19 protein-coding genes are annotated in these 23,129 nt (G+C 68.0%); 12 read left to right on the forward strand and 7 right to left on the reverse strand.

Features of this window, described 5'->3' with window-relative positions; translation table 11 throughout:
* Positions 1-40: 40 nt before the first annotated feature.
* Positions 41-1,426, reverse strand: coding sequence for a diguanylate cyclase (locus BLV15_RS07480; protein ID WP_425438509.1), 1,386 nt, complete (start codon positions 1,424-1,426; stop codon positions 41-43).
* 163 nt (positions 1,427-1,589) lie between these two features.
* Positions 1,590-2,027 carry a DUF411 domain-containing protein gene (locus BLV15_RS07485; RefSeq protein ID WP_090226118.1) on the reverse strand — a complete coding sequence of 146 codons (438 nt, stop codon included), beginning with the start codon at positions 2,025-2,027 and terminating at the stop codon, positions 1,590-1,592.
* Between the two features lie 241 nt (positions 2,028-2,268).
* On the opposite strand from BLV15_RS07485, the gene BLV15_RS07490 reads away from it, so the two are divergent.
* A complete protein-coding gene (locus BLV15_RS07490) occupies positions 2,269-2,880 on the forward strand; it encodes a Yip1 family protein (protein WP_090226121.1) in 612 nt (203 codons plus the stop codon).
* 15 nt (positions 2,881-2,895) lie between these two features.
* Here BLV15_RS07490 and trmA read toward each other — a convergent pair whose 3' ends face one another.
* Positions 2,896-3,984, reverse strand: a complete 1,089-nt coding sequence (gene trmA, locus BLV15_RS07495) for a tRNA (uridine(54)-C5)-methyltransferase TrmA (protein ID WP_090226124.1) — start codon at positions 3,982-3,984, stop codon at positions 2,896-2,898.
* 354 nt (positions 3,985-4,338) lie between these two features.
* Positions 4,339-5,631 carry an NCS2 family permease gene (locus BLV15_RS07500; RefSeq protein WP_090226126.1) on the reverse strand — a complete coding sequence of 431 codons (1,293 nt, stop codon included), beginning with the start codon at positions 5,629-5,631 and terminating at the stop codon, positions 4,339-4,341.
* A gap of 241 nt (positions 5,632-5,872) precedes the next feature.
* Here BLV15_RS07500 and BLV15_RS07505 point away from each other — a divergent pair, with 241 nt between their 5' ends.
* The 6 genes from BLV15_RS07505 (at position 5,873) to BLV15_RS07530 (ending at position 12,175) form a co-directional block, all read left to right on the forward strand.
* Positions 5,873-6,424, forward strand: coding sequence for a DJ-1 family glyoxalase III (locus tag BLV15_RS07505; protein ID WP_090226129.1), 552 nt, complete (start codon positions 5,873-5,875; stop codon positions 6,422-6,424).
* 92 nt (positions 6,425-6,516) lie between these two features.
* A complete protein-coding gene (locus BLV15_RS07510; protein ID WP_090226132.1) occupies positions 6,517-7,530 on the forward strand; it encodes an XdhC family protein in 1,014 nt (337 codons plus the stop codon).
* The gene (locus BLV15_RS07515; RefSeq protein ID WP_090226135.1) at positions 7,527-8,111 is read left to right on the forward strand and encodes a nucleotidyltransferase family protein; all 585 of its coding nucleotides are present in this window, start codon (positions 7,527-7,529) and stop codon (positions 8,109-8,111) included. The genes BLV15_RS07510 and BLV15_RS07515 overlap by 4 nt, the downstream gene beginning before the upstream one ends.
* Before the next feature lie 328 nt (positions 8,112-8,439).
* Positions 8,440-8,961, forward strand: coding sequence for a (2Fe-2S)-binding protein (locus tag BLV15_RS07520; RefSeq protein WP_090226138.1), 522 nt, complete (start codon positions 8,440-8,442; stop codon positions 8,959-8,961).
* Complete coding sequence (locus tag BLV15_RS07525) at positions 8,958-9,959, forward strand: FAD binding domain-containing protein (protein ID WP_090226140.1); 1,002 nt, start codon at positions 8,958-8,960, stop codon at positions 9,957-9,959. Before BLV15_RS07520 ends, BLV15_RS07525 begins: the two co-directional genes overlap by 4 nt.
* Positions 9,956-12,175 carry a xanthine dehydrogenase family protein molybdopterin-binding subunit gene (locus BLV15_RS07530; RefSeq protein WP_090226143.1) on the forward strand — a complete coding sequence of 740 codons (2,220 nt, stop codon included), beginning with the start codon at positions 9,956-9,958 and terminating at the stop codon, positions 12,173-12,175. Before BLV15_RS07525 ends, BLV15_RS07530 begins: the two co-directional genes overlap by 4 nt.
* 474 nt (positions 12,176-12,649) lie before the next feature.
* Here BLV15_RS07530 and BLV15_RS07535 read toward each other — a convergent pair whose 3' ends face one another.
* Together BLV15_RS07535 and BLV15_RS07540 are read right to left on the reverse strand one after the other, a co-directional pair.
* A complete protein-coding gene (locus BLV15_RS07535) occupies positions 12,650-13,912 on the reverse strand; it encodes an MFS transporter (protein WP_090226147.1) in 1,263 nt (420 codons plus the stop codon).
* 149 nt (positions 13,913-14,061) lie between these two features.
* Positions 14,062-14,352 carry a hypothetical protein gene (locus BLV15_RS07540; RefSeq protein WP_090226150.1) on the reverse strand — a complete coding sequence of 97 codons (291 nt, stop codon included), beginning with the start codon at positions 14,350-14,352 and terminating at the stop codon, positions 14,062-14,064.
* 355 nt (positions 14,353-14,707) lie between these two features.
* Between BLV15_RS07540 and BLV15_RS07545 the strand changes: the two genes are divergently transcribed.
* The 3 genes from BLV15_RS07545 (at position 14,708) to BLV15_RS07555 (ending at position 18,704) form a co-directional block, all read left to right on the forward strand.
* A complete protein-coding gene (locus tag BLV15_RS07545; RefSeq protein ID WP_090227395.1) occupies positions 14,708-15,211 on the forward strand; it encodes an RNA polymerase sigma factor in 504 nt (167 codons plus the stop codon).
* A complete protein-coding gene (locus BLV15_RS07550) occupies positions 15,208-16,161 on the forward strand; it encodes a FecR family protein (protein WP_090226153.1) in 954 nt (317 codons plus the stop codon). The genes BLV15_RS07545 and BLV15_RS07550 overlap by 4 nt, the downstream gene beginning before the upstream one ends.
* A gap of 134 nt (positions 16,162-16,295) precedes the next feature.
* Positions 16,296-18,704, forward strand: a complete 2,409-nt coding sequence (locus tag BLV15_RS07555; RefSeq protein ID WP_090226155.1) for a TonB-dependent receptor — start codon at positions 16,296-16,298, stop codon at positions 18,702-18,704.
* Positions 18,705-18,740: 36 nt separating this feature from the next.
* Here BLV15_RS07555 and BLV15_RS07560 read toward each other — a convergent pair whose 3' ends face one another.
* Positions 18,741-19,865: a methyltransferase gene (locus BLV15_RS07560; RefSeq protein ID WP_090226157.1), complete on the reverse strand. Its 1,125-nt coding sequence runs from the start codon at positions 19,863-19,865 to the stop codon at positions 18,741-18,743.
* 199 nt (positions 19,866-20,064) lie between these two features.
* On the opposite strand from BLV15_RS07560, the gene BLV15_RS07565 reads away from it, so the two are divergent.
* Both BLV15_RS07565 and BLV15_RS07570 read left to right on the forward strand, forming a co-directional pair.
* A complete protein-coding gene (locus BLV15_RS07565; protein ID WP_090226160.1) occupies positions 20,065-22,119 on the forward strand; it encodes an LTA synthase family protein in 2,055 nt (684 codons plus the stop codon).
* Between the two features lie 129 nt (positions 22,120-22,248).
* Entirely contained in the window at positions 22,249-23,025 is a 777-nt protein-coding gene (locus BLV15_RS07570; protein ID WP_090226163.1) for a ferredoxin--NADP reductase, read from the forward strand.
* Positions 23,026-23,129 lie beyond the last annotated feature (104 nt).

Raw genomic sequence — 23,129 nt, forward strand, 5'->3', positions numbered from 1 at the left:
GCCGGATCTCCTTGAAGGCCGGTGAGTCCGGCGCTTCATGCTAGGACGCGCGAGGCGCGATGACGTTCAGTCGCAGGCCAGCACCACCCGGTCGCGGCCTTCGTTCTTCGCCTGGTAGAGCGCCTGGTCGGCGCGGCGCAGGGTGCGCTGGAAGTCCGGATGACCGTCGTGCAGGGCCACGCCGAGGCTGACGGTGGTGCGGATCGAGCGGTTCGCCGCGAGCTGGAAGACTTCCTCGGCGACTCGCCGGCGCACCCGCTCGGCGAGTGTCATGGCGGTGGCTTCTGTGGTGTCGACGAGGATCAGCAGGAATTCCTCGCCGCCGTAGCGGAAGGCGTAGTCGCCGCCGCGTATGCAGCTGGGAGAGAATCGCGGCGACCTGTTGCAGCACCAGGTCGCCGGCTTCGTGGCCGAGGTTGTCGTTGACGCTCTTGAAGTGGTCGATGTCGACCATCAGCACGGCGAACGGGCTGTGGGTGGTGCGCGCGAGGGCGATCTCGCGGTTTAGGACGACGCTGAGGAACTTGCGGTTGAGCATCTGGGTGAGGCTGTCGCGGCCGACCTCCAGTTCGCCGGCGCGGGCGAACAGGGTGTCCAGCAGGTAGCGCACGACGCGGGTGGATTCGCGAAGCTCGCGCAGTTGCCGCAACTTGCCCTCCGCCGGCTGGAAGTGGGCGATGCAGCGCTCGATACGGTCGACGTGTTCGCGGATGGCGCTCATCTCCACCGCGTCCTGGAAGGCATGCGTCGCCTTGTGTTTGAACCACAGGCCGAAGTCCGACTGCAGCAGCGGCTGCAACTGCCCGGCCTGGGCACCGAGGGCGATGTCGTACATCAGCTGGTTTTCCCAGTCGAGCAGGCCGGCGCGCTGGCGTTCGCGCTCGGTGCCGATGTTCTGCGATACCGAGAACATCCGGTAGGCCTCCTCGGAACGCGCGTTGCGCTGATGCGCCAGGGAGTACGCCTGGCTCATGACCTCCAGGGCGATGTCGATGTTCTCGCTGACGAAGGTGATGGCGTCGAGCTGGGCGCGTCCGAGCCTGGCGCTGCCCAGTTGCAGGAAGATCGCTGCCTTGAGGAAGCGCGCGCCGCGCATCACCAGGCTGATCGGGATGTCGACCCGCGCATGGATTTCGCCGATCCGTTTCTGCAGTTCGATCAGTTCGGGAACGTCGGAGCGGTTGCGCAGGGCGAACATCTCCTGCAGCCAGCGCCGCATCGACGGCTTGAGGTGTTCCTCGACGCGCTGGTGGGCGAGGAACTGCCCGGCGTGGCTGTCATCGCCCATGTGCTGGTAGAACCGTTCGGCAAGCGATTCGGCGTGCGCGTCGATCAGTGCGCCGACGGTTCGGCAGAGGGTGGCGTCGTAGCGGTCGATAAGGGCGCCCCAGTCGGCGGCCAGGGGAGCGAGAACATCGGCTGTCATGGGTGGGGTCCGATCACTGCGAGAGGACGGAAGCGTTGCGCGCTTAGGCGAAGCGCCATCATGCAAAGCGCGCGAATCTACACCAGCGTTCGCGCCTCTGCGCGTGTCCGAACGGTCGGTTCCTGACGAAAGGAAACACCCCGAACCACCTGTTTGACGCCGGTCAATGGGCCGGGTAGTCGCTCACTACGCTCTGTTTGCCGTCGGTGCCCACGCCGATCACCTGATAGGCGTCCTTGCGTTCGCCCATTTCCATACCCGGCGAGCCCATCGGCATGCCCGGCGTGGCGATGCCGGCCAGGTCGGCGCGCTGGCGCAGGGCGAGCACGTCCTTCGCCGGCACGTGGCCTTCGACGAACTTGCCGTCGATCACCCCGGTGTGGCACGAGCCGAGCGCGTGCGGCACGCCGAGGCGGGTCTTCAGCGCCGGCATGTCGTTCTCGATGTGGTCGCGGACGCTGAAGCCGTTCTGCTCCAGGTGCTTGATCCAAGACGTGCAGCAGCCGCAGTTGGGGTCGCGATAGACGTCGATGGCCACCGGCTCGGCGGCCTGGGCGACGCCGCCGACGAGCAGCGCGGCGAGCAGGGGAAATGCGCGCATGGTGAGTCTCCTGAGGGTGAGGCGCGCAGGATAGCGCGCCCGGTGGCGTCCGGGACTGGCCTGGCGCACGCCGAGGCGGCGAAGGTGTGACCGCCTGTTGCCGAAATGCGCTTCATCGGCCGTCAAAGGGTGCGACGAACCATCGCAGGTGGGTCTACTCTCAATTACAGATTCCGTCGCCGACACCCCGCCGGCGCGGTCTCGACACAGCCCCGTAAGGGGCGGGAGAGGAGGGAGCGCGATGATCAATCACGTATGGGGACTGTTGTCCCGTCCGACCCGCGAATGGGCCCAGATCAACACCGAAGGCGAAACCGTCATCCACCTGTATGCCCATCACGTGTTGCTGATGGCGCTGATACCGGTGGTCTGCGCCTTCATCGGCACCACCCAGATCGGCTGGAAGCTCGGCGACATGCAGACGTCGGAGGTGTCGCTACCCGTCGCCGTCGCCCTGGGTGCCGGCTTCTACCTGATGATCCTCGCCGCCATCGCGGTGATGGGAAACGTGATCTTCCGCATGGCCGAGCGTTATCCGGAGCGCCCCAGCGTCGACCGCTGCATCGTGTTCGCCGGCTACGTGGCGACGCCGCTGTTCCTCGCCGGCGCGGTGCTGCTCTATCCGCTGATCTGGCTGTGCATCCTGGTGGGCTGCGTGGCGCTCTGCTACACGGCCTATCTGCTGTACCTGGGGATTCCGTCGTTCCTGCAGATCCCGCGCAAGGACGGTTTCATCCTCTCCAGCGGAACCTTGGGCATCGGCGTGCTGGTGCTCGAGGCCCTGCTGGCGCTGACCGTGCTGATCTGGAGCGTGGGCTCGAACTTCGGCATCGGCCGGCTGTTCCTCGGCTGACGGCGAGCCGTTGGGTCAGCGCCGCACTAACAGCACGCCGGACTCCATGTGGTGCGTCCAGGGGAACTGGTCGAACAGCGCGCAGCGCTCGACGCGATGGGTGTCGTGCAGTTGCGCGATGTTCTGCGCCAGGGTTTCCGGATTGCACGAGATGTACAGGATGCGCTCGAAGCGTCGCGTCAGCTCGCAGGTGTCCGGGTCCATGCCGGCGCGCGGCGGGTCGACGAACACGCTGCCGAAGTCGTAGCTCGCCAGGTCGACGCCGGCCAGGCGGCGGAACGGGCGCACGCCGTTCAGCGCCTGGGTCAGCTCCTCGGCCGATAGCCGCACCAGGGTGACGTTGTCGATGGCGTTGTCGGCGAGGTTGGCCAGCGCCGCGTACACCGACGACTTGCTGATCTCGGTGGCCAGTACCTTGCGCACGCGGGTCGCCAGCGGCAGGGTGAAGTTGCCGTTGCCACAGTACAGCTCCAGCAGGTCGTCGTCGCGCTCGCCCAGCGCCTCGTAGGCCCAGGCGAGCATCTTGCCGTTCACCGTGCCGTTGGGCTGGGTGAAGGCGCCCTCGGGCTGGCGATAGCGAAAGCGCCGCCCGGCGACCTCCAGTTCCTCCTCGACGAAATCCCGCCCGATGACGATGCGCTGACCGCGCGACCGGCCGATCAGGCTGACCTGCAGGTCGGCCGCGAGCTGTTCCGCCGCCGCCTGCCAGGCGTCGTCCAGCGGCCGGTGGTAGGCCAGGGTGATCAGCGCGTCGCCGGCCAGGGTGGTGAGAAATTCCACCTGGAACAGCTTGAACGACAGCGCCGTGCTGGCCTGCCAGGCAGCCTTGAGCGGCGCCATCAGCGCGTTGATCCGCGCGCTGGCAATGGGGAAATCCTCGATCAGGATCGGCGTGTACTTGTCGCCCTTCTCGAACATCGCATAGAAGCGCTCCTCGTTTTCCCGCCACAGGCGGAACTCGGCGCGCAGCCGGTAGTGCTGCAGCGGCGAGTCGAACACCTGCGGTTCGGGCGCATCGAACGGTGCCAGCAGCTCGCGCAGGCGCGCGGTCTTCTCGGTGAGTTGCTGGGCGTAGGCGGCGGAATCGAGGGGGACGGAACTCATGGATCACTCAGGCGGGCGCGGAAATCGGGCGGCCATTGTACGGATTCGCCAGGACGGCGGGGATGGCTTTGTCATGGAACGGTAGCCCGCGGCAATTGAGTACCGGCGCATGACGGGCTGAAAACCCGCCCGGTACGCCTCGCCACCGTAGGGCGCGCCGCGCGCACCGCCCAGTCGGAGTGACGCAGCGCTGCGGTGCGCATGGCGCACCCTACGGCTTATAGCGGGGATGAGTCCTTCGGGGTCGGTGCTGGTTTATCCGGTCGAACCCGACCCGGTACGCCGCTACCGTAGGGTGCGCCGCGCGCACCGCCCGGTCGAAACGACGCAGCGCTTCCGTGCGCATGGCGCTCCCTACGGATACCAGCCGAGCTTGATCACGAAGAGGATCGAGAGCACCACCAGCGCCGAGTTCAGCTCGCGGCCGCGGCCGGCGAGCAGCTTGATCGCGGTCCAGGCGATGAAGCCGAAGGCGATGCCGTTGGCGATGGAGAAGGTCAGCGGCATGGCCAGCGCGGTGATCACCACCGGCGCGGCGACGGTGATGTCGTCCCAGTCGATCTCGGCCAGGCCGGCGGTCATCAGCACCGCGACGAACAGCAGCGCCGGTGCGGTGGCGAACGCGGGCACGCTGCCGGCCAGCGGCGAGAAGAACAGCGCGAAGAGGAACAGCACCGCCACCACGATGGCGGTCAGCCCGGTGCGCCCGCCGGCGCTGACACCGGCGGCGGACTCGATGTAGCTGGTGGTGGTCGAGGTGCCGAGCAGCGACCCGACCATCGCCGCGCTGCTGTCGGCGATCAGCGCTCGGCCCATCTTCGGCATGTAGCCGTCCTTGCGCATCAGGCCCGCCTTCTTCGCCACCGCGATCAGCGTGCCGGAGTTGTCGAACAGGTCGACGAAGAGGAAGGCGAAGATCACGCTGACCAGGCCGATGTCCAGCGCGCCGCGGATGTCCAGTTGCAGGAAGGTGGGCGCCAGCGACGGCGGCATGGAGACGAAGCCGCCGAAGCTCGATACGCCCAGGGCGATACCGGCCGCGGTGGTGACGAGGATGCCGATCAGCACCGCGCCGGTCACCTTGCGCGCCTCCAGGGCGACAATCAGGAAGAAGCCAAGGATCGCCAGCACCGCTTCTGGCTTCGCCAGGTCGCCCATGCCCACCAGCGTGGCCGGGTTGGCGACGACGATGCCGGCTTCCTTCAGGCCGATCAGGGCGAGGAACAGGCCGATGCCGGCGGCGATCGCCGAGCGCAGTTCCAGCGGGATGCTGTTGATGATCCATTCGCGGATGCGGAAGATCGAGAGCAGGAAGAACATGCAGGCCGAGAGGAACACCGCGCCGAGTGCCACCTGCCAGCTGTGGCCCATGTGCAGCACCACGGTGTAGGTGAAGAAGGCGTTCAGGCCCATGCCCGGTGCCAGCGCGATCGGGTAGTTGGCGATCAGGCCCATGATCGCCGAGCCGATGGCCGCGGCCAGGCAGGTGGCGACGAAGATCGCGCCCTTGTCCATGCCCGTCTCGCCGAGGATGCTCGGGTTGACGAAGAGGATGTAGGCCATGGTCAGGAAGGTGGTGACCCCGGCCAGGATCTCCGTGCGCACCGTGGTGTTGTGTGCCTTGAGTTGAAAGAGTCGTTCCAGCATGGCGATCTCCCGACGCGCTCTGCAGGCGCGCTTGATGCTCGTGGATGCGGTGCGTGGGCGCCGCGATGGGTTCGGCGGCCTCGGGAAGTTGCCCGGTCGGTCAGCAAAACGGCGCGAATCATAGCAAAACGGTAGCCGAAATCACCGCCCGTGGATCGGCTCGGCGAGCCCGCCGAACGCCGCTTCGCGCAAACCCGCGCGGCGCGCGGTACCCTCCACCCATCGACCTCTGGAGGTGCCTATGCCCCGAGCCCTGTTGGCCGTCGCCGACGGCGTGGAAGACCTGGAAACCGTGACCGTCCTCGACGTGCTGCGCCGCGCCGAGATCGAAGTGGTGATGGCCAGCGTGGAGGCGCGGCGGATGTTCACCTGTGCGCGCGGCAGCCGGCTGACCGCCGATGCCATGCTGCTCGACGTGCTGGCGCAGGATTTCGACCTGCTGGTGCTGCCCGGCGGCGCGGTGGGCGCGGAGCGGCTCGGCGCGCACCTGCCGCTGGCCGAACGGGTCCGCCGGCAGGCCGCCGCCGGTCTCGAATTCGCCGCGATCTGCGCGGCGCCGGCCCTGGCGCTGCAACCTTTCGGCGTGCTCAAGGGACGGCGCATGACCTGCTACCCCGCGTTCAGCGACCGCCTGTCCGGCTGCGTGTTCGTCGACCAGGCGGTGGTGGTCGACGGCAACCTGACCACGGCCCAGGGCCCGGCGGCGGCGCTGGAGTTCGCCCTGACCCTGGTCGAGCGCCTGGCCGGCAGGGCGGCGCGGCGCAAGGTCGGTGAGGCGATGCTGTTGCGCTGAGGCGGCCTGGTCGAACTCGCGCGCGCCCCGGCGGGTCAGTGAAGACAGGCCGGCGCTCCGATCGGTATCGAGTGAATGATGAGGCGAAACGAATGGATGGCGTCGATCTGACGGTGTTGCGGCGCGCCCGCGACTGGCTCCGCGAAGGCCATGACGTGGTGCTCTACAGCGTGGTGGAAACCTGGGGCAGCGCGCCGCGCCCGGTGGGGTCGCTGCTCGCCCTGCGCGGCGACGGGCGGGTCGAGGGTTCTGTGTCCGGTGGCTGCATCGAGGACGACCTGCTGGCGCGGTTGCCGCTGCGGGTCGACGAACAGGCGCGCTGCGCGCTGATCACCTATGGCGTGACCAAGGAGGAGTCGGCGCGTTTCGGCCTGCCCTGTGGAGGCACCCTGCGGCTGGTGCAGGAGCCCCTGCGCGACGCCGGCTGGATCGACGAGCTACTGCAACGCTGCGAGGCCCACGAACGCGTCGCCCGGCATTTACACCTGCGCAGCGGCGCCGTCACGCTGGCGCCGATCGGCCGCGAGCAGGCGCTGCACTTCGACGGCGAGCACCTGGTCGCGCCCTTCGGCCCGGCCTGGAGGCTGCTGCTGATCGGCGCCGGACAGCTGTCGCGCTACGTCGCCGACCTGGCGCACACGCTGGGTTTCGAGGTGCTGATCTGCGACCCGCGCGAGGCCTACGCCCACGACTGGCCACTAGAGCGGGTGCGCTTCCTGCCCGGCATGCCCGACGACGCGGTGCTCGCCGCTGAGCCGGATGCGCACACTGCCATCGTCGCGCTGACCCACGACCCACGCCTGGACGACATGGCGCTGCTCACCGCACTCGGTTCCGAGGCGTTCTACGTCGGCGCGCTGGGGTCGAGGACGAACAACGAGAAACGCAAGCAGCGGCTGATCTCCCTGGGGCTGGACGCCGCCGATGTCGGCCGCCTGCACGGCCCGATCGGCCTGCCCATTGGCAGCCGCACGCCGGCGGAAATCGCCCTGTCGCTGATGGCCGAGATCGTCGCCCTGAAGAACGGCGCGCGGGTTGCCCTGCCAGGTCGCCAGGCCGGGCTGGATGCGGCTCGGCCCGGCGCGGCCCGACTGAAGTCCGCCTGATGCGGGGGGGCGTTCGTACCCTGCTGCTCGCCGCCGGCGTGGGCAGCCGCTATCGCGCGGAAAGCGACAGCGACAAGCTGCTGGCGCCGAGCCGGGCGGGCGATCCGCATTCCACACCGGTGCTGCTGGCCGCGCTGCACACCCTGCAGGGCGTCGCCGAGGAGCTGGTGGTGGTGGTCCGCGCCGACAACGCCGCGCTGATCGAGCGCCTGCGCGGGGAGCCCTGCAATCTGCTGGTCGTGGAAACCAATGGCCTCGGCCACAGCCTGGCACAGGCGGTGCGCGCGCATCCGGCCGAGCGGGGCTGGCTGGTGGCGCTCGGCGACATGCCCTACGTGCGGCGCGACACGCTGCTGGCGGTGGCGCAGGCGATCCGGCCGAAGGGGCTGGTTGCGCCGGTCTACCAGGACCAGCTCGGCCATCCGCGGGGCATCGGCAGCGCTTATCGTGAACAACTGCTGGCGCTGGACGGCGAGCGCGGCGCGCAGACGCTGTTCCAGGGCGACGCGGTGCAGCGCCTGGCCCTGGACGATCCCGCCGTCCTGCGCGACATCGACCGCCCCGGTGACCGTCTTGCCTAGGACAAGGTCCAGCCTCCCCACTGACTCGGGTAGGGTGGGCTTCAGCCCACCAGCGTGCCCACCCGTGGCCTCGGCGTATCGGTGGGCTAAAGCCCACCCTACGGCTCGCGCAGCCCATGTGGTGTGCATGGCGCATCCTGCGGGTGACGAGACGGGTGCACCACGCGCACCGGCGCATCGCGTTGCGGAGAAGCCCGCCGGATCGATACCGCTCCTCGCCTGCGCTGAACGTTTCCGGGCCTGTCTGCGTCGTACCTCGTAGACGCGGAACACCGCGCAGCGAGTGCCCGCCGCCGGGCGCGAATGCAGACCAGACCGTGAGGCACCCATGAGCGCCACCTCCCTTCGCGAGGGCCGCAGCGATCCTGCCGCCCATTCGATTTCCCTCGTTCTCAATGGCCAGCCGCGTCAGCTCGACGTATTGCCCTGGACCACCGTGCTCGACCTGCTGCGCGAACAGCTCGACCTGACCGGCAGCAAGAAAGGCTGCGACCACGGCCAGTGCGGCGCCTGCACCGTGCTGCTGGACGGCAAACGGGTGAACGCCTGCCTGACCCTGGCGGTGATGCTCGACGGCCGCGACCTGACCACCATCGAAGGACTTGCCAACGGCGACCAGTTGCACCCGTTGCAGGAAGCCTTCGTCAGGCACGATGCCTTCCAGTGCGGCTATTGCACGCCCGGGCAGATCTGCTCGGCGGTCGGCCTGGCCCGCGAAGGGCGTGCGCAGAGCCGCGACGAGATCAGCGAGCTGATGAGCGGAAACCTCTGCCGCTGCGGCGCCTACAACAACATCCTCGATGCCATCGAGGAGGCGCTGCCGGCCACGCGCGGGGAGGGCGGCGCATGAATCCCTTCGCCTACAGCAAGCCGGCCGCGGTCAATGAGGCGCTGCGCCTGGCCGGGCCGAACGCGCGCTTCATCGCCGGCGGCACCAACCTGCTCGACCTGATGAAGGAAAACGTCACCCGTCCCGAGCGGCTGATCGACATCAACGGCCTGCCGCTGCGCGGTATCGACGCCACCGCCAGCGGCGGCCTGCGCATCGGTGCGCTGGTGAGCAACGCCGACCTGGCCTGGGACGCGCGCATCGAGCAGCGCTACCCGCTGCTGGCCCAGGCGATTCTCGCCGGCGCCTCGCCGCAACTGCGCAACATGGCCAGCACCGGCGGCAACCTGCTGCAGCGCACCCGTTGCTACTACTTCTACGACGCCGGCGTGCCGTGCAACAAGCGCGAGCCCGGCAGTGGCTGCCCGGCGAAGGACGGGCTCAACCGCATCCACGCGATCCTCGGTGCCAGCGACGACTGCGTGGCGGTGAACCCCTCGGACATGTGCGTGGCGCTGGCCGCGCTTGAGGCGGTGGTGATCGTCGCCGGACCGCAGGGCGAGCGACGCATCGATTTTGCCGATTTCCACCGGCTGCCGGGCGATACGCCGGAGCGCGACAACGTGCTGGCCGACGACGAGCTGATCCTCGCCGTCGAGCTGCCGGCCGAAGGCTTCGCCGCGCACAGCCGCTACCTGAAGATCCGCGACCGCGCCTCCTACGCCTTCGCCCTGGTTTCCGTCGCCGCGGCGCTGGAGCTGGACGGCGGCATCATCCGCGCGGCGCGCCTCGCCCTCGGCGGCGTCGCCCATAAGCCGTGGCGCCGACAGGAGGCCGAGGAGGTGCTGATCGGCAAGCCGGCCAGCGACGAGACCTTCGCCCTCGCCGCCGACCTGTTGCTCGAAGGTGCCCGTCCGCTGGCGCACAACGGCTTCAAGATCGAGCTAGCGCGCCGCGCCGTCGTTCGCGCACTGGGCGATGCCGCCCATTCCATCCAGCACCAGGGAGGCCGCCCATGAACGCCCACGCCCAACCGGATTCGTCGCCGCTCGGCCGGCCACTGGATCGCGTCGACGGCCCGTTGAAGGTCACCGGACAGGCGCGTTACGCCGGTGAATTCAACGAGGGCGGGCTGCTCTACGGCAGCGTGGTGTCGAGCACCATCGCCCGCGGTCGCGTGCTGTCCATCGATGGTGCCGCCGCCGAGGCAGTGCCCGGCGTGCAGCTGGTGCTGACCCACCTGAACCGCCCGCGCCTGGCGGCCGACGACGACAGCTACGAGGACATGGATTCCGCCGAGGGTTCGGCCATCCGCCCGCTGTTCAACGACCGGGTGCTCTACAGCGGCCAGCCGCTGGCGCTGGTGGTGGCCGACAACCTGGAGATCGCCCGGCATGCCGCCTCGCTGGTGACCATCGAGTACGCCGCCGAGGCGCACCAGACCGATCTGGTCGCGGCCCTCGACCAGGCCCACGCGGCCCCGGCCGAGCTGCCAGAACCGCGCGGTGACGCCGAGGCCGCGCTGCTCGGCGCCGCGTTGAGTATCGAGCTGGAATACGCGCTGCCCATCGAGCACCACAACCCGATGGAACCGCACGCCTCGACGGTGCTCTATCAGGACGACGGCAGCCTGCTCATCTACGACAAGACCCAGGGGCCGCAGAACAGCCAGCAATACGTGCAGCACGTGTTTCTGCTGGACAAGGAAAAGGTGCGCATCCTCGCGCCCTTCGTCGGCGGCGCCTTCGGCTCCGGCCTGCGCCCGCAGTACCAGTTGCCACTGGCGGTGATGGCGGCGCTGGTGCTGAAGCGCTCGGTGCGGGTGACGCTGACCCGCCAGCAGATGTTCACCTTCGGCTATCGCCCGCGGATGTTGCAGCGCCTGCGCCTGGGGTGCACGGCCAACGGCACGCTGCAGGCGATCACCCACGACGCCTTCGCCCAGACCTCGCGCTTCGAGGACTTCACCGAGCACGTGGTGGAGTGGTCCGGCATGCTTTATCACTGCGACAACGTGCGGCTGGGCTACCAGATGGTCCCGTTGGACGTTTTCACCCCGCTGGACATGCGCGCGCCGGGCGCCACCGAGGGCGTGTTCGCCCTGGAGTGCGCGATGGACGAGCTGGCCTGCGCGGCCGCCATCGATCCGTTGCAACTGCGCCTGCTGAATTTCGCCGACACCAACCAGAACGAGGGCAAGCCATACTCCAGCAAGGAGCTGCGCGCCTGCTACGCGCAGGGCGCCGAGCGCTTCGGCTGGGACCGGCGCTCGATGGAGCCGCGCAGCATGCGCGACGGCCACCAGCTGGTCGGCTGGGGAATGGCGACCGGCGTCTGGGAGGCGATGCAGAATCCGGCCAGCGCCAGGGCCGCGCTGGCCGCCGACGGCACGCTGACGGTGAGCAGCGCCACCACCGATATCGGCACCGGCACCTACACGGTGATGACGCAGATCGCCGCCGCCGCGATGGGCCTGCCGGTGGAACAGGTGGAATTCAAACTTGGCGATTCGAGCCTGCCGACCGCGCCGCTGCAGGGCGGCTCGTTCACCGTGTCCTCGGTGGGCACCGCCGTGCAGCAGGCCTGCACGGCCTTGCAGGGCAAGCTCTTCGAGGTGGCGCAGCGCCTGCCGCAGTCGCCCTTCGCCGGGGCGGTGCTGGAGCAGGTCGAGTTCGTCGACGGCCAGTTGCGCCTGCGCGAGTCGCCGGAGACCGCCCTGGCCATCGCCGAGGTGCTCGCCGCCAGCGGCCCGCTGGAAGCCCAGGCCGATGCCAAGCCGGACGAAAAGCGCGACAAGTTCGCCACCGCCACGCACTCGGCGGTGTTCGTCGAGGTGAAGGTGGACGAGGCGCTGGGCAGCATTCAGGTCAGCCGGGTGGTCAGCGCCATCGCCGCCGGCCGCGTGGTCAACCCGAAGATGGCGCGCAACCAGATTCTCGGCGGCGTGGTTTGGGGCATCGGCATGGCGCTGCAGGAGGAAACCCAGATCGACCACAACCTGGGGCGCTACATGAACCACAGCCTCGCCGAGTACCACATCCCGGTAAACGCCGACATCCACGACATCGAGGTGATCTTCGTCGAGGAAAACGACGACGTGGTCAACGCGCTGGGCTCGAAAGGGGTCGGCGAGATCGGCATCGTCGGCGTCGCCTCGGCGGTGGCCAACGCGATCTACCACGCCACCGGCAAACGCATCCGCGAACTGCCGATCACGCTGGACAAGCTGCTGTAGGGATTGGTTGACGTAGTGAGATGTTTGCCGTGACACCGCCCGGTGGATCGGTGAAGCGTGAGACCGCTATGCGTAGGGTGCGCCATGCGCACCATGCGGGGCGTGTGGTGCGCGCGGCGCACCCTACGGGTTCACGGCGGCTGTGGTGCGCTTGTTCCCTAGCTGGTAGGGCGAGTGAAACCCGCGGCTCGGTGTTCGGCGGGCATTGGCATAGCGGATTGTCCCCGCCCTACGGATGACCGCTCTGCGTAGGGTGCGCCATGCGCACCATGCGGGGCGTGCGGTGCGCGCGGCGCACCCTACGGGTTCGGGGCGGCTGTGATGCGCTTGTTCCCTAGCTGGTAGGGCGAGTGAAACCCGCGGCTCGGTATTCGGCGGGCATTGGCCTCGCGGATTGCCCCCGCCCTACGGATGACCGCTCTGTGTAGGGTGTGCCATGCGCACCGTGCTGGCATCTGGTGCGCGCGGCGCACCCTACGGTTTCGGGGGCGAGCCGGCCTGCAGGTGCTCCTCGGCTTTTGGTTCGCGCAACCGGTCGCGGTTGGCGAGGGTCGGGAACAGCTTGATCCAGGCGCCGGTTACCAGCAGCGTGCCGACGCCGCCGAGCACCACCGCCTGGACGGTGCCGAACCAGTGCGCGGTGAGGCCGGATTCGAATTCGCCGAGCTGGTTCGAGGCACCGATGAACAGGCCGTTCACCGCGCTGACCCGGCCGCGCATCTCGTCAGGCGTCTCCATCTGCACGAAGGTGCTGCGGATCACCACGCTGATCATGTCCGCGGCGCCGAGCACGGCGAGCACCGCCAGCGAGAACCAGAACGAGGTGGAAAGACCGAAGGCGATGGTGGCCACGCCGAACAGGCCGACCGAGGTGAACATCACCCGGCCGACATGGCGCTCGACCGGAAAACGCGCCAGCCAGAACGACATCAGCAGCGCACCCACCGCCGGCGCCGAGCGCAACAGGCCGAGGCCCCAGGGGCCGGTGAGCAGGATGTCGCGGGCGAACACCGGCAACAGCGCGGTGGCGCCGCCGAGCAGCACGGCGAACAGGTCCAGGGAGATCGCGCCGAGCACGTCTCGACGGCTGCGGATGAAGCGAATGCCGGCCAGCAGCGAATGCAGGGTGGCCTTCTCCTGTTTCATCGGCTGCTGGCGCGCCGGCAGTTGCAGCATCAACGCCACGGCGAGGCCATAGAGCAGCACGGCCGGGCCGTAGACCCAGATCGAGCCGAAGGCGAACAGCAGGCCGCCGAGGGCCGGCGAGATGATGGTCGCCGCCTGCATCGCCGAACCGGACGCCGCCACCGCCGCCGGGAACAGGGCGGGCGGGATGATGTTCGGCAGCAGCGCCTGGGTGGTCGGCATCTCGAAGGCGCGGGCGGTGCCGAAGAGGAAGGCGATGGCGAAGATCATCTCGCGGGTGACGCTGTCGGTGGCGCTGCCGATCACCAGCGCGAGGGCCGTCAGCCCTTGCAGCGTCTGGCACAGCGCGGCGACCTTGCGCCGGTCGTAACGGTCGGCGACGTGCCCGGTGTGCAGCATGAACAGCACGCGCGGCATGAACTCGAAGAGCCCGACCAGGCCCAGGTCGAGGACATTGCCGGTCAGCTCGTAGATGTGCCAGCCGATGGCCACGGTGATCATCTGGAAGGCGCTGGAGGTGAACACCCGGGCGAACCAGAAAGCGAGGAAGGGGCGCTGATGGCGAAGAAGTAGTTTGGCGTGGGTGGACATGCGGCGGGTCGCCTCGGAAGCGGGGGCGCAGAGTAGCACGCAGGTAACCGGATGTTTCGGCGGGCCGCCCGGCTGCTACCGAGGGTGCAGATGAACCAAGGGCGCCTCGCGGGGCGCCCTCAGGGGTTGAACGGACTCATGCGATGTCCTCAGGAAGCGCGGTTGTGCTCGGCATCCTGCTGGGCCACCAGATTGCCCTGGTCGAAGCCGCTCTCGATCAGCGAGGCGCGGTTGTGCTCGGCGTCCTGTTGGGCGACCTGGTCATGGTTGGAGCGGGTTTCGATCAGCGAAGCGCGGTTGTGTTCGGCGTCCTGTTCGGCAACCAGGACTTGGGCGGCCGGAGTGACACCTGCGGTTTGGTTCTGGATGGCAGGCTGTGCGGCGAAAGCGGCGGTGGAGAGGCCGGCGACGATCAGGCTGGCGAGAAGTTGAGTTTTCATGGTGCACCTCGTGTTCGGAAGAAGTCGGTAAGTGAGTACGGTTCCCATGCTAGCGCGACGGATTCGATAAAGAAGACGATCCGTGTGATGGTGTATATCGACGCGCTTAATTGTTTGATTATCATTAGTTAAAACAATTGGTTAGGTCGTATATCAGCGGATTTATGGGCGGCCTTCGAGGCGTCGCAAGGAAGTTTATAATTGATCTAAAATATCCATAAATTAGATGTTTTCGCCGTGATCGGACCTCCGGATGTATTAGCAGCCGGTAGGTCGCGCATCGCATCGGTTTTCATTTGAAAGTTATTCTCGATAAATATATGGTCCGCCTCTTCCCGAGCCTCGAGTGTTCGACGTGTCGTCGCCCTCCGATTCCCCGTCCCCCGACGGCCAGTTCCAGCGCCATGCCGGCGAGCTGCTGCGTTTTCTCACGCGCCAGCTGAATTGCTCGGAACTGGCGGCGGACCTGCGGCAGGAAACCTGGCTGCGTTTCCGTCGCGCCCAGCCGGGGGAGATCGGCAACCTGCGGGCGTTTCTCTACCGCATCGCGCGAAACCTGGTCATCGATCATCTCCGCCAGCTGGACGCCCGCGCGCCGCAGGAACCGATGGACGAGCAACTGGAAAGCCCCATGCCCGGACCTGAACGTTTCGCCTCCGGCAGCCAGCAACTGGCGCAGCTGCATGCGCTGTTGCAGGAACTGCCGCCGCACGTGCGCAAGGCCCTGCTGTGGAATCGCCTCGACGGGCTGACCCAGCGCGAGATCGGCGATCGCCTCGGCGTCTCCGAAAGCATGGCCGGGCGTTATATCCTGAGGGCCCTCGAGTACTGCCAGAGCCGCATGGATGACCCGTCATGAATGAGCCCGCCACCCGTGCCCGCGAATGGCTGGTGCTGCTCAACTCCGGTCGCGCCAGCGCCGCCCAGCGAGCCGAGGCGGAGGCCTGGCGCCAGGCCTCGGCGGCGAATGCCGAGGCCTGGAACCGCGCGCAGCGCCTGTGGGGCCTGATCGGTGAGCTGGGCAGCAGCGCCGCGGCGGTCGACCCCGTGCCGCTGCCCGCGCCACGCCGTCGTTCGCGGCTGGGTTGGGCCGCGCCGCTGGCAGCGGCCGCCTGCCTGGTGATCGCCCTGTGGCTGCCGCAGGAACGCTGGGTCGGCTGGTACGCCGACATCCACACGGGCGCGGGGCAACTGCGTGAAGTGGCGCTGGAGGACGGTTCGATCCTGATGCTCAACGGCAATACCGCGCTGGACTGGGACATGCACGGCGGCGAGCGCCGCGTTCGGCTGTATCAGGGCCAGGCGGATTTCCAGGTCGCCAAGGATGCCAAGCATCCGTTCGTCATCCAGGCCGGGCCGGCGCGCATCCGCGTCACCGGCACCCGTTTCGACGTCAACTACAGCGGTGACCGCGTGCTCTTGTCGGTCAGCGAAGGGCGCGTCGAGGCGAGCCAGGAAGGTCAGCCGGCGGTGGCGGTGACCGCGCAGCAGCAGGTGCTCTGGCAACACGGCGTGCTGCAGGCGGTCCAGCCGCTGGATGCCAGCCAGGCGCTGGCCTGGCAGCGCGGACGGCTGGTGTTCAGGTCGCAACCGCTGGAAGAGGTGTTCGCCGAGCTTGCGCGCTACCAGGATGGCCGCGTGCTGTTCCTCGACGATCAAGCCCGGCGGCTGGCGGTCACCGGAGTGTTCTCCCGGCAGCAGCCGCAGGCGATCTTCGACGCCATCGAGGCGACCCTGCCTGTCAGGTTGACGCGCCTTCCCGGCCTCCTGCTGGTCTCCGCCAGCGGCGCGCAGGCCCCGGCCCGGTAGCCGGAACGCGTCCCGATTTTCGCGGGCGCGAAAATAAAGTGGCGTGCCAGGTTCAGAAAAGAGAGGGCGTTTCGTCTTCCTCCTGCAAATGCGAATTTCTCGCATCGTCCTTTGCAGTGATCAGGAATCGAACCATGCGGCCACATCGCCATCCTCTCGCCCGCGCCCTTCTCGTCGCTCATTTCGCCATCGCCCTGCCGGCCGCCTGGGCCGTGCCGCTGGATGTCCCCGTGCAGAGCCTGGAATCCGCGCTTACCGCCTTCGCCGAGCAGGCCGACATCCGCCTGCTCTACAGCGCCGAGATGACCGACGGCCTGAGCACTGCGCTGCCCCTGAAGGGCGATTACTCCGTGGCCGAAGGCCTGCAGCGCCTGCTGCAAGGCTCCGGGCTGGGCTACCAGGCCGCCGGCGACGGCACCATCACCCTGGTGCGCAACCCGCAGGGCGCGGCTCTGGAACTCGGTACTGCGACCGTTACCGCGCGCTCGGCCGCCGCTGACGGCCTGCCGGAAGCCTACGCCGGCGGCCAGGTGGCCCGCGGCGCGCGCATGGGCATCCTGGGCAACCAGGACATGCAGGACGTGCCGTTCAGCTTCTCCAGCTACACCTCCGAACTGATTGAGAAGCGCCAGGCGCAAACCCTCGGCGACGTGCTCGCCAGCGATCCGGCCGTGCGCCAGTCCTACGGCTTCGGCAACTTTTCGCAGGTCTTCGTCATTCGCGGATTTCAGCTCTACTCCGACGACATCGCCTTCAACGGGCTTTACGGGATACTGCCGCGGCAGATCATCTCCACCGAGGCGGTCGAGCGGGTCGAGGTGTTCAAGGGCGCCAACGCCTTTCTCAACGGCGTGGCGCCCGGCGGCAGCGGCGTGGGCGGGGCGATCAACGTCGTGTCCAAACGCGCCGAAGACACACCGACGCGCCGTGTGACGCTGGATTACACCAGCGACAGCAAGACGGGCGTCCACCTCGACCTCGGGCGGCGCTTCGGCGAGGACGATCGCTTCGGGGTGCGTGCCAACATCGCCCAGCGCGACGGCGAGTCGGCCGTCGATGGGGAGAACTCGCACTTCACTCTGGCGGCGTTCGGGCTGGATTACCGCGGCGACCGCTTGCGCCTGTCGACCGATTTCGGCTACCAGAAACAGCGTGTCAACGAAGGGCGGTCGGTGGTCTATCTGACCACCAGCGGGCCCACCAGCACGCTGGCGGGCAAGACCCCGGAGGCGCCGCATGCCTCGAACAACTATGCGCAGCCCTGGAGCTGGTCGGAGCTGGAAGACACCTACGGCATGGCCAGCGCCGAATACGACCTGACCGATAACTGGACGGCGTACCTTTCCGCCGGCGGCAAATACACCCGGGAGAACGGTGTATATGCCTCCAACTATGTTTACGGCGCCAACGGCGACGCGCGCGTAGGCCGGCTCTATTCGCCACTGGACCAGGAAACCCGAAGCGCCGTTGCAGGGCTCCGCGGGCAGCTGTCCACCGGGGCGGTGAGTCACCAGCTGAACCTGGCCATCAACGGGACCTGGCAGGAAAAGCGCAACGCTTATGAATCCACCCTGGCGGCCAACCGTGGCTACGGCAACCTGTACGACGGCGCGCCGGTCGCCGAGCCGCCGGCCAATACCCTGGCCGGCGACATCCATGACCCGGACACGACCGCCAAGGTACGCAACCGCAGTGCCGCGATCTCCGACACCCTGGGCTTCCTCGACGACCGGGCGTTGCTCACCCTCGGGCTGCGCCGCCAGTCCATCGCGGCGGATGCCTGGAGTGCGGTGAGCGAACTGCGCACCTCCAACTACGACGACAGCATCACCACGCCGGTCTACGGGTTGGTGATCAAGCCCACCGACTATCTGTCGCTCTACGCCAATCGCATCGAGTCCCTTCAGCAGGGGCCTACGGCCCCCGCCGCTTCGAGCAATCCGGTAGGGCAGATGTTCGCGCCCTATCGCAGCAAGCAGATCGAGGCGGGCATCAAGCTCGACTGGGGCACCTACGGCGGCAGCCTCGGGGTGTTCCGCATCGAACAGCCTCAAGGGGTGACCGGCACCGACAACATCTACCGGGTGGACGCGGAGCAGCGTAACCGCGGGGTGGAGGCGAGCCTCTTCGGCGAGCCGCTCGACGGCCTGCGTGTTCTTGTAGGCGCCACCTGGACCGACGCCGAACTGCGCGGCACCCTCAATGGCACCAACGATGGTAATCAGGCGGTGGGTGTTCCCGAGTTCCAGTTCAACATCGGTGCCGACTTCGATGTGCCGGGCGTGCCGGGACTCTCGCTCAACGGCCTGCTGCTGCGCACCGGCGGGCAGTTCTATGACTCCGCGAACGAGTACAGCATTCCCGCCTGGACCCGGGTGGATCTCGGTGCGCACTACGCATTCAAGCTGGATGAACGCGACATCACCCTGCGCGCCGGCCTGGAGAACGTCGCCAACGAGGACTACTGGGCGTCGACCAATGGAGGCTACCTGACCCAGGGTGCGCCGCGCACGCTGAAGGTTTCGGCCACCGTCGATTTCTGAGGTGTTTCCGGCGCCCCTCGTGCGGCGCCGGAGGCGCTACTTGCGCGCCTTGAGGATGACGAACTTGGGCGTCGCCGCGACCTGCTCCACGCCGCGGAACAGGCGCTTGAGCTTGACGTGATAGCCCAGGTGGCGGTTGCCGACGATCCACAGTTCGCCGCCCTGCACCAGCGCCGCGTGGGCCTGCTGGAACATCCGCCAGGCGAGGAAATCGCCGACCGCCTGCTGCTGGTGGAAGGGCGGGTTGCACAGCACCAGGTCCAGCGAATCCGCCGGCTGGCTGGCGAGGCCGTCGTCGGCGCGAATCTGCACCGGGCGTTCGCCCAGCGCCGCACGCCAGTTGGCCGCCGCCGACTGCACGGCCATGTACGACTCGTCCACCAGCGTCAGCTGCGCCTGGGAGTTGCCCAGCGCGTAGACGATGCCGAGCACGCCGTTGCCGCAGCCGAGGTCGGCCACGCGCAGTTCGCCCAGTTGCCGCGGCAGGTGCGCGAGGAACGCGCGGGTGCCGATGTCCAGGCCTTCGCGGCAGAACAGGTTGGCGTGGTTGAGCAGTTCCAGCGGCGGCTGCTCCAGGCGGTAGCGGCTGGGGTAGGGCGAGCGCGGCGCCGCTTTCTGCTCCGGCGTGGCGAACAGCAGCCGCGCCTTCTTCACCGCCAGCGAGGCCTGCAGCGGGCCGATGTATGTCTCCATCAGCTCGCCGGCGGCGCGCGGCAGGTGCTTGATCATCGCCCCAGCGACCACCCGCGCGCCCGGCGCCAACTGGTCGTGCAGGCGAATCAGCTGTTCTTCGAGCAGCGCCAGGGTCTTCGGCACGCGGATCAGCACCCAGTCGAACGGACCTTCGGCGCGCTGGCTGGCGGGCACGAACGCGACGGCGTCGGCGGGCAGGCCATTACGGGCGAGGTTCTTCTGCAGCGCCAGGTGGCCCAGGTGCGAATCGCCGCTGCTGACCACGCGGGCCTTGCCGGCCAGGGAGCAGGCGAGGGCGCCGAAACCGTCGTTGAGCAGCAGCACCCGGTCGTCGGCTACCAGCCCCTGCTGGTGCAGATGGTTCAACAGGTACTCGTCGGCGGCATCGAAGGCCTGCAGCGGCTCGTGGTTCTGCTCCGGCTGACGGATCAGTTCGAGTTGGGCGAAGGGCGTGGTGAAGGTGTTCATCGGCGGATCGCGGGCGCTGGCGGCTGGGCCCGGCATTCTACCTGCAAGCGACGCCCGCCGAAGCGCCCGGTACTTGCTTCATTTGACGTGTCTTTCACATCGGCTTGACCTGGCGTTGATGAGGGCGCGGCTAGGATGCGCGCGCCCGGCTTCCTCGCCGGACGCCTCCCACCTGTCGCCGTATCCACAGGAAGTGTCCATGCCGTCGTCGTCATCCCGTTCCCGCCTGCCCGCGCCGCGCGCGTCCATCGCCCGTCACCTGGCGTTCACCCTGGGGAGCGGGCTCGTCCTGCTCGTCCTCTATTCGCTGCTGCGCGCGGCCTTGCTGGTGTACAACCGCGAGCTGATCGGCAGCGCGACGCCCGAGATGTTCGGCGAGGCCTTCTTCAATGGCCTGCGCTTCGACCTGCGCCTGGCGGTCTACGCCTGCGCGCCGCTGGTGCTGTGTCTGCTGTGGGCGCCGGCGATGCGCCTGCGCGGGGCGATGCGCGCGTGGCTGGTGCTGTTCGCCAGCCTCACGCTGTTCCTCGGTCTGCTGGAAATGGACTTCTACCGTGAGTTCCACCAGCGCCTCAACGCGCTGGTGTTCCAATACCTGCAGGAAGACCCGACCACCGTCGCCAGCATGCTCTGGCACGGCTTTCCGGTGGCGCGCTACCTGCTGGCCTGGGCGCTGGGAACGCTGCTGCTGGCCTGGCTGTTCAAGCGCCTGGACCTGGCGACCCGCGCCGCGCCGCAGTCGTCGGGCCGGGGCGCCGCCTGGTACTGGCGCCTGCCGGTGTTCGCGCTGTGCCTGGTGGTCTGCGTGATCGCCGCACGCGGCAATCTGCGCCAGGGGCCGCCGCTGCGCTGGGGCGATGCTTACACCACCGAATCGATGTTCGTGAACCACCTCGGCCTGAACGGCACCCTGACCCTGGTGGACGCCGCCAAGCACAGTTTTTCCTCGCACCGGCAGAACGCCTGGAAGGCCAGCCTGCCCGCGGATAGGGCCCTGCAGGTGGTGCGCGAGATGCTGCTGACGCCCAACGACCGCCTGGTCGATGCCGACAGCGCCGCGCTGCGCCGTGACACCACGCCGCCAGAAGCCGGCACGCTGCCGATCCGCAACGTGGTGGTGATCCTGCTGGAGAGCTTCGCCGGGCGTTACGTCGGTGCGCTGGGCGAGCCGGGCAACATCACGCCGAACTTCGACCGCCTGGCTAAGGAGGGGCTGCTGTTCACCCGTTTCTTCTCCAACGGCACCCACACCCATCAGGGGATGTTCGCCACCATGGCCTGCTTTCCCAACCTGCCGGGCTTCGAATACCTGATGCGCATGCCGGAGGGCGCGCACCGCTTCTCCGGGCTGCCGCAGCAACTGAATGCCCGCGGTTACCGCGACGTGTACGTCTACAACGGCAATTTCCAGTGGGACAACCAGTCCGGGTTCTTCAGCAACCAGGGCATGAGCCGCTTCGTCGGCCGCGAGGATTTCGTCGACCCGGTGTTCATCGATCCGACCTGGGGCGTGTCCGACCAGGACATGTTCGATCGCGGCGCCGAGGAACTGCTCAAGCTGGGCAGTGACGGAAAACCCTTCTACGCGCTGTTGCAGAGCCTCTCCAACCACACGCCTTACGCGTTGCCCAAGGATCTGCCGGTGGAGCCGGTCACCGGGTTCGGCTCGAACGATCTGCACCTCACCGCGATGCGCTACGCCGACTGGGCGCTGGGCCAGTTCTTCGAGAAGGCGCGCAAGGCGCCGTACTTCAAGGACACCCTGTTCGTGGTGCTCGGCGACCACGGTTTCGGCAGCACCGAACAGCTCACCGAGATGGACCTGTTCCGCTTCAACGTGCCGCTGCTGCTCATCGGGCCGGGCGTGCAGGAGAAGTTCGGCAGCCTGCGCGACACCGTCGGCACGCAGATCGACGTGGTGCCCACCATCATGGGCCGGCTCGGCGGCACCACCCGCCAGCAGTGCTGGGGCCGCGACCTGCTCAACCTGCCGGCCGGCGACCAGGGCATCGGCATGATCAAGCCGTCCGGCGGTGAACAGACCGTGGCGCTGGTGAAGGGCGGGCAGATCCTCGTGCAGCCGCGCGACCTGCCGTCGCGGCTGTACGACTACCGGCTCGGCCACGATGCCAAGGTCAGCCTGGCCACCGATACGGCGGCCGAAGCGCAGATGAAGGACACCCTCGACGCCTTCATCCAGACCGCCACCCGCAGCCTCAAGGAGAACACCGCCGGCGCCGTCGGCCAGCCGTAAGTCGCGGGCGCGCTCCGGCGCAGAGGCGAAACCTATGCCTCTGCGCGGGCTATACACCTGCCGCCCGCCGGTGTTTATGCCGTTGGCAATGCGCGACACTAGGCGCGCATTGCCAGACGAGAGCGAGCCATGACCGCCAGCGACGACAAGTTCACCCGCCAGACGCTGCTCGACGTGCAGCCGCTGACCCCAAGTCTGTTCAGCCTGCGCACCACGCGCGATCCGGGTTTCCGCTTCCGCGCCGGTCAGTTCGCCCGGCTCGGCGTGACCAAGGCCGACGGCAGCACGGTGTGGCGGGCCTACTCCATGGTCTCGGCACCGCACGACGAATTCCTCGACTTCTTCTCCATCGTCGTGCCGGGCGGCGAGTTCACCAGCGAGCTGAGCCGCCTGCGGGTCGGCGACGAGCTGCTGGTGGACAAGCAGGCCTTCGGTTTCCTTACCCTCGATCGCTTCGTCGACGGCCGCGACCTCTGGCTGCTGGCCACCGGCACCGGCGTCGCGCCCTTCGTCTCGATCCTCCAGGACTTCGAGGTGTGGGAGCGCTTCGAGCGGATCTTCCTCGTCTACAGCGTCCGCGAGGCGCGCGAGCTGGCCTACCGCGAGCTGATCGCCGGTCTCGCCGACCGCGACTACCTGCAGGAGCATGCGCACAAGCTGCGCTTCATCCCGGTGGTCACCCGCGAGGCGCATCCCGGCGCACTGCAGGGGCGCATCACCACGCTGATCGAGAACGGCGAGCTGGAGCGCGCCGCCGGAGAAACGCTGCAGCCGGGACATTCGCGGATCATGCTGTGCGGCAATCCGCAGATGATCGAGGACACCCGCGCGCTGCTGAAAGCCCGCGACATGCAGCTCTCGCTGAGCCGTCGGCCGGGGCAGGTGGCGGTGGAGAACTACTGGTAGCGGCGAACGCGCTGTTACGTTTTTCTGCTTAGCGTTCGCCGCGCCGGCCACTAGCATCTGGATTCCTTTCCCCGGAATCCGCCCCTCGATGGACAGTGACTTAC

It is taken from the genome of Pseudomonas kuykendallii, from assembly GCF_900106975.1.
GTDB classification, from domain to species: Bacteria; Pseudomonadota; Gammaproteobacteria; order Pseudomonadales; family Pseudomonadaceae; genus Pseudomonas_O; species Pseudomonas_O kuykendallii.

Excerpts from the sequence above, each read along its gene's own strand:
- BLV15_RS07480 (WP_425438509.1), bottom strand. The coding sequence starts at position 1,426 with ATGACAGCCGATGTTCTCGCTCCCCTGGCCGCCGACTGGGGCGCCCTT.
- BLV15_RS07485 (WP_090226118.1), bottom strand. The coding sequence starts at position 2,027 with ATGCGCGCATTTCCCCTGCTCGCCGCGCTGCTCGTCGGCGGCGTCGCC.
- BLV15_RS07490 (WP_090226121.1), top strand. The coding sequence starts at position 2,269 with ATGATCAATCACGTATGGGGACTGTTGTCCCGTCCGACCCGCGAATGG.
- trmA (WP_090226124.1), bottom strand. The coding sequence starts at position 3,984 with ATGAGTTCCGTCCCCCTCGATTCCGCCGCCTACGCCCAGCAACTCACC.
- BLV15_RS07500 (WP_090226126.1), bottom strand. The coding sequence starts at position 5,631 with ATGCTGGAACGACTCTTTCAACTCAAGGCACACAACACCACGGTGCGC.
- BLV15_RS07505 (WP_090226129.1), top strand. The coding sequence starts at position 5,873 with ATGCCCCGAGCCCTGTTGGCCGTCGCCGACGGCGTGGAAGACCTGGAA.
- BLV15_RS07510 (WP_090226132.1), top strand. The coding sequence starts at position 6,517 with ATGGATGGCGTCGATCTGACGGTGTTGCGGCGCGCCCGCGACTGGCTC.
- BLV15_RS07520 (WP_090226138.1), top strand. The coding sequence starts at position 8,440 with ATGAGCGCCACCTCCCTTCGCGAGGGCCGCAGCGATCCTGCCGCCCAT.
- BLV15_RS07525 (WP_090226140.1), top strand. The coding sequence starts at position 8,958 with ATGAATCCCTTCGCCTACAGCAAGCCGGCCGCGGTCAATGAGGCGCTG.
- BLV15_RS07530 (WP_090226143.1), top strand. The coding sequence starts at position 9,956 with ATGAACGCCCACGCCCAACCGGATTCGTCGCCGCTCGGCCGGCCACTG.
- BLV15_RS07535 (WP_090226147.1), bottom strand. The coding sequence starts at position 13,912 with ATGTCCACCCACGCCAAACTACTTCTTCGCCATCAGCGCCCCTTCCTC.
- BLV15_RS07540 (WP_090226150.1), bottom strand. The coding sequence starts at position 14,352 with ATGAAAACTCAACTTCTCGCCAGCCTGATCGTCGCCGGCCTCTCCACC.
- BLV15_RS07550 (WP_090226153.1), top strand. The coding sequence starts at position 15,208 with ATGAATGAGCCCGCCACCCGTGCCCGCGAATGGCTGGTGCTGCTCAAC.
- BLV15_RS07555 (WP_090226155.1), top strand. The coding sequence starts at position 16,296 with ATGCGGCCACATCGCCATCCTCTCGCCCGCGCCCTTCTCGTCGCTCAT.
- BLV15_RS07560 (WP_090226157.1), bottom strand. The coding sequence starts at position 19,865 with ATGAACACCTTCACCACGCCCTTCGCCCAACTCGAACTGATCCGTCAG.
- BLV15_RS07565 (WP_090226160.1), top strand. The coding sequence starts at position 20,065 with ATGCCGTCGTCGTCATCCCGTTCCCGCCTGCCCGCGCCGCGCGCGTCC.
- BLV15_RS07570 (WP_090226163.1), top strand. The coding sequence starts at position 22,249 with ATGACCGCCAGCGACGACAAGTTCACCCGCCAGACGCTGCTCGACGTG.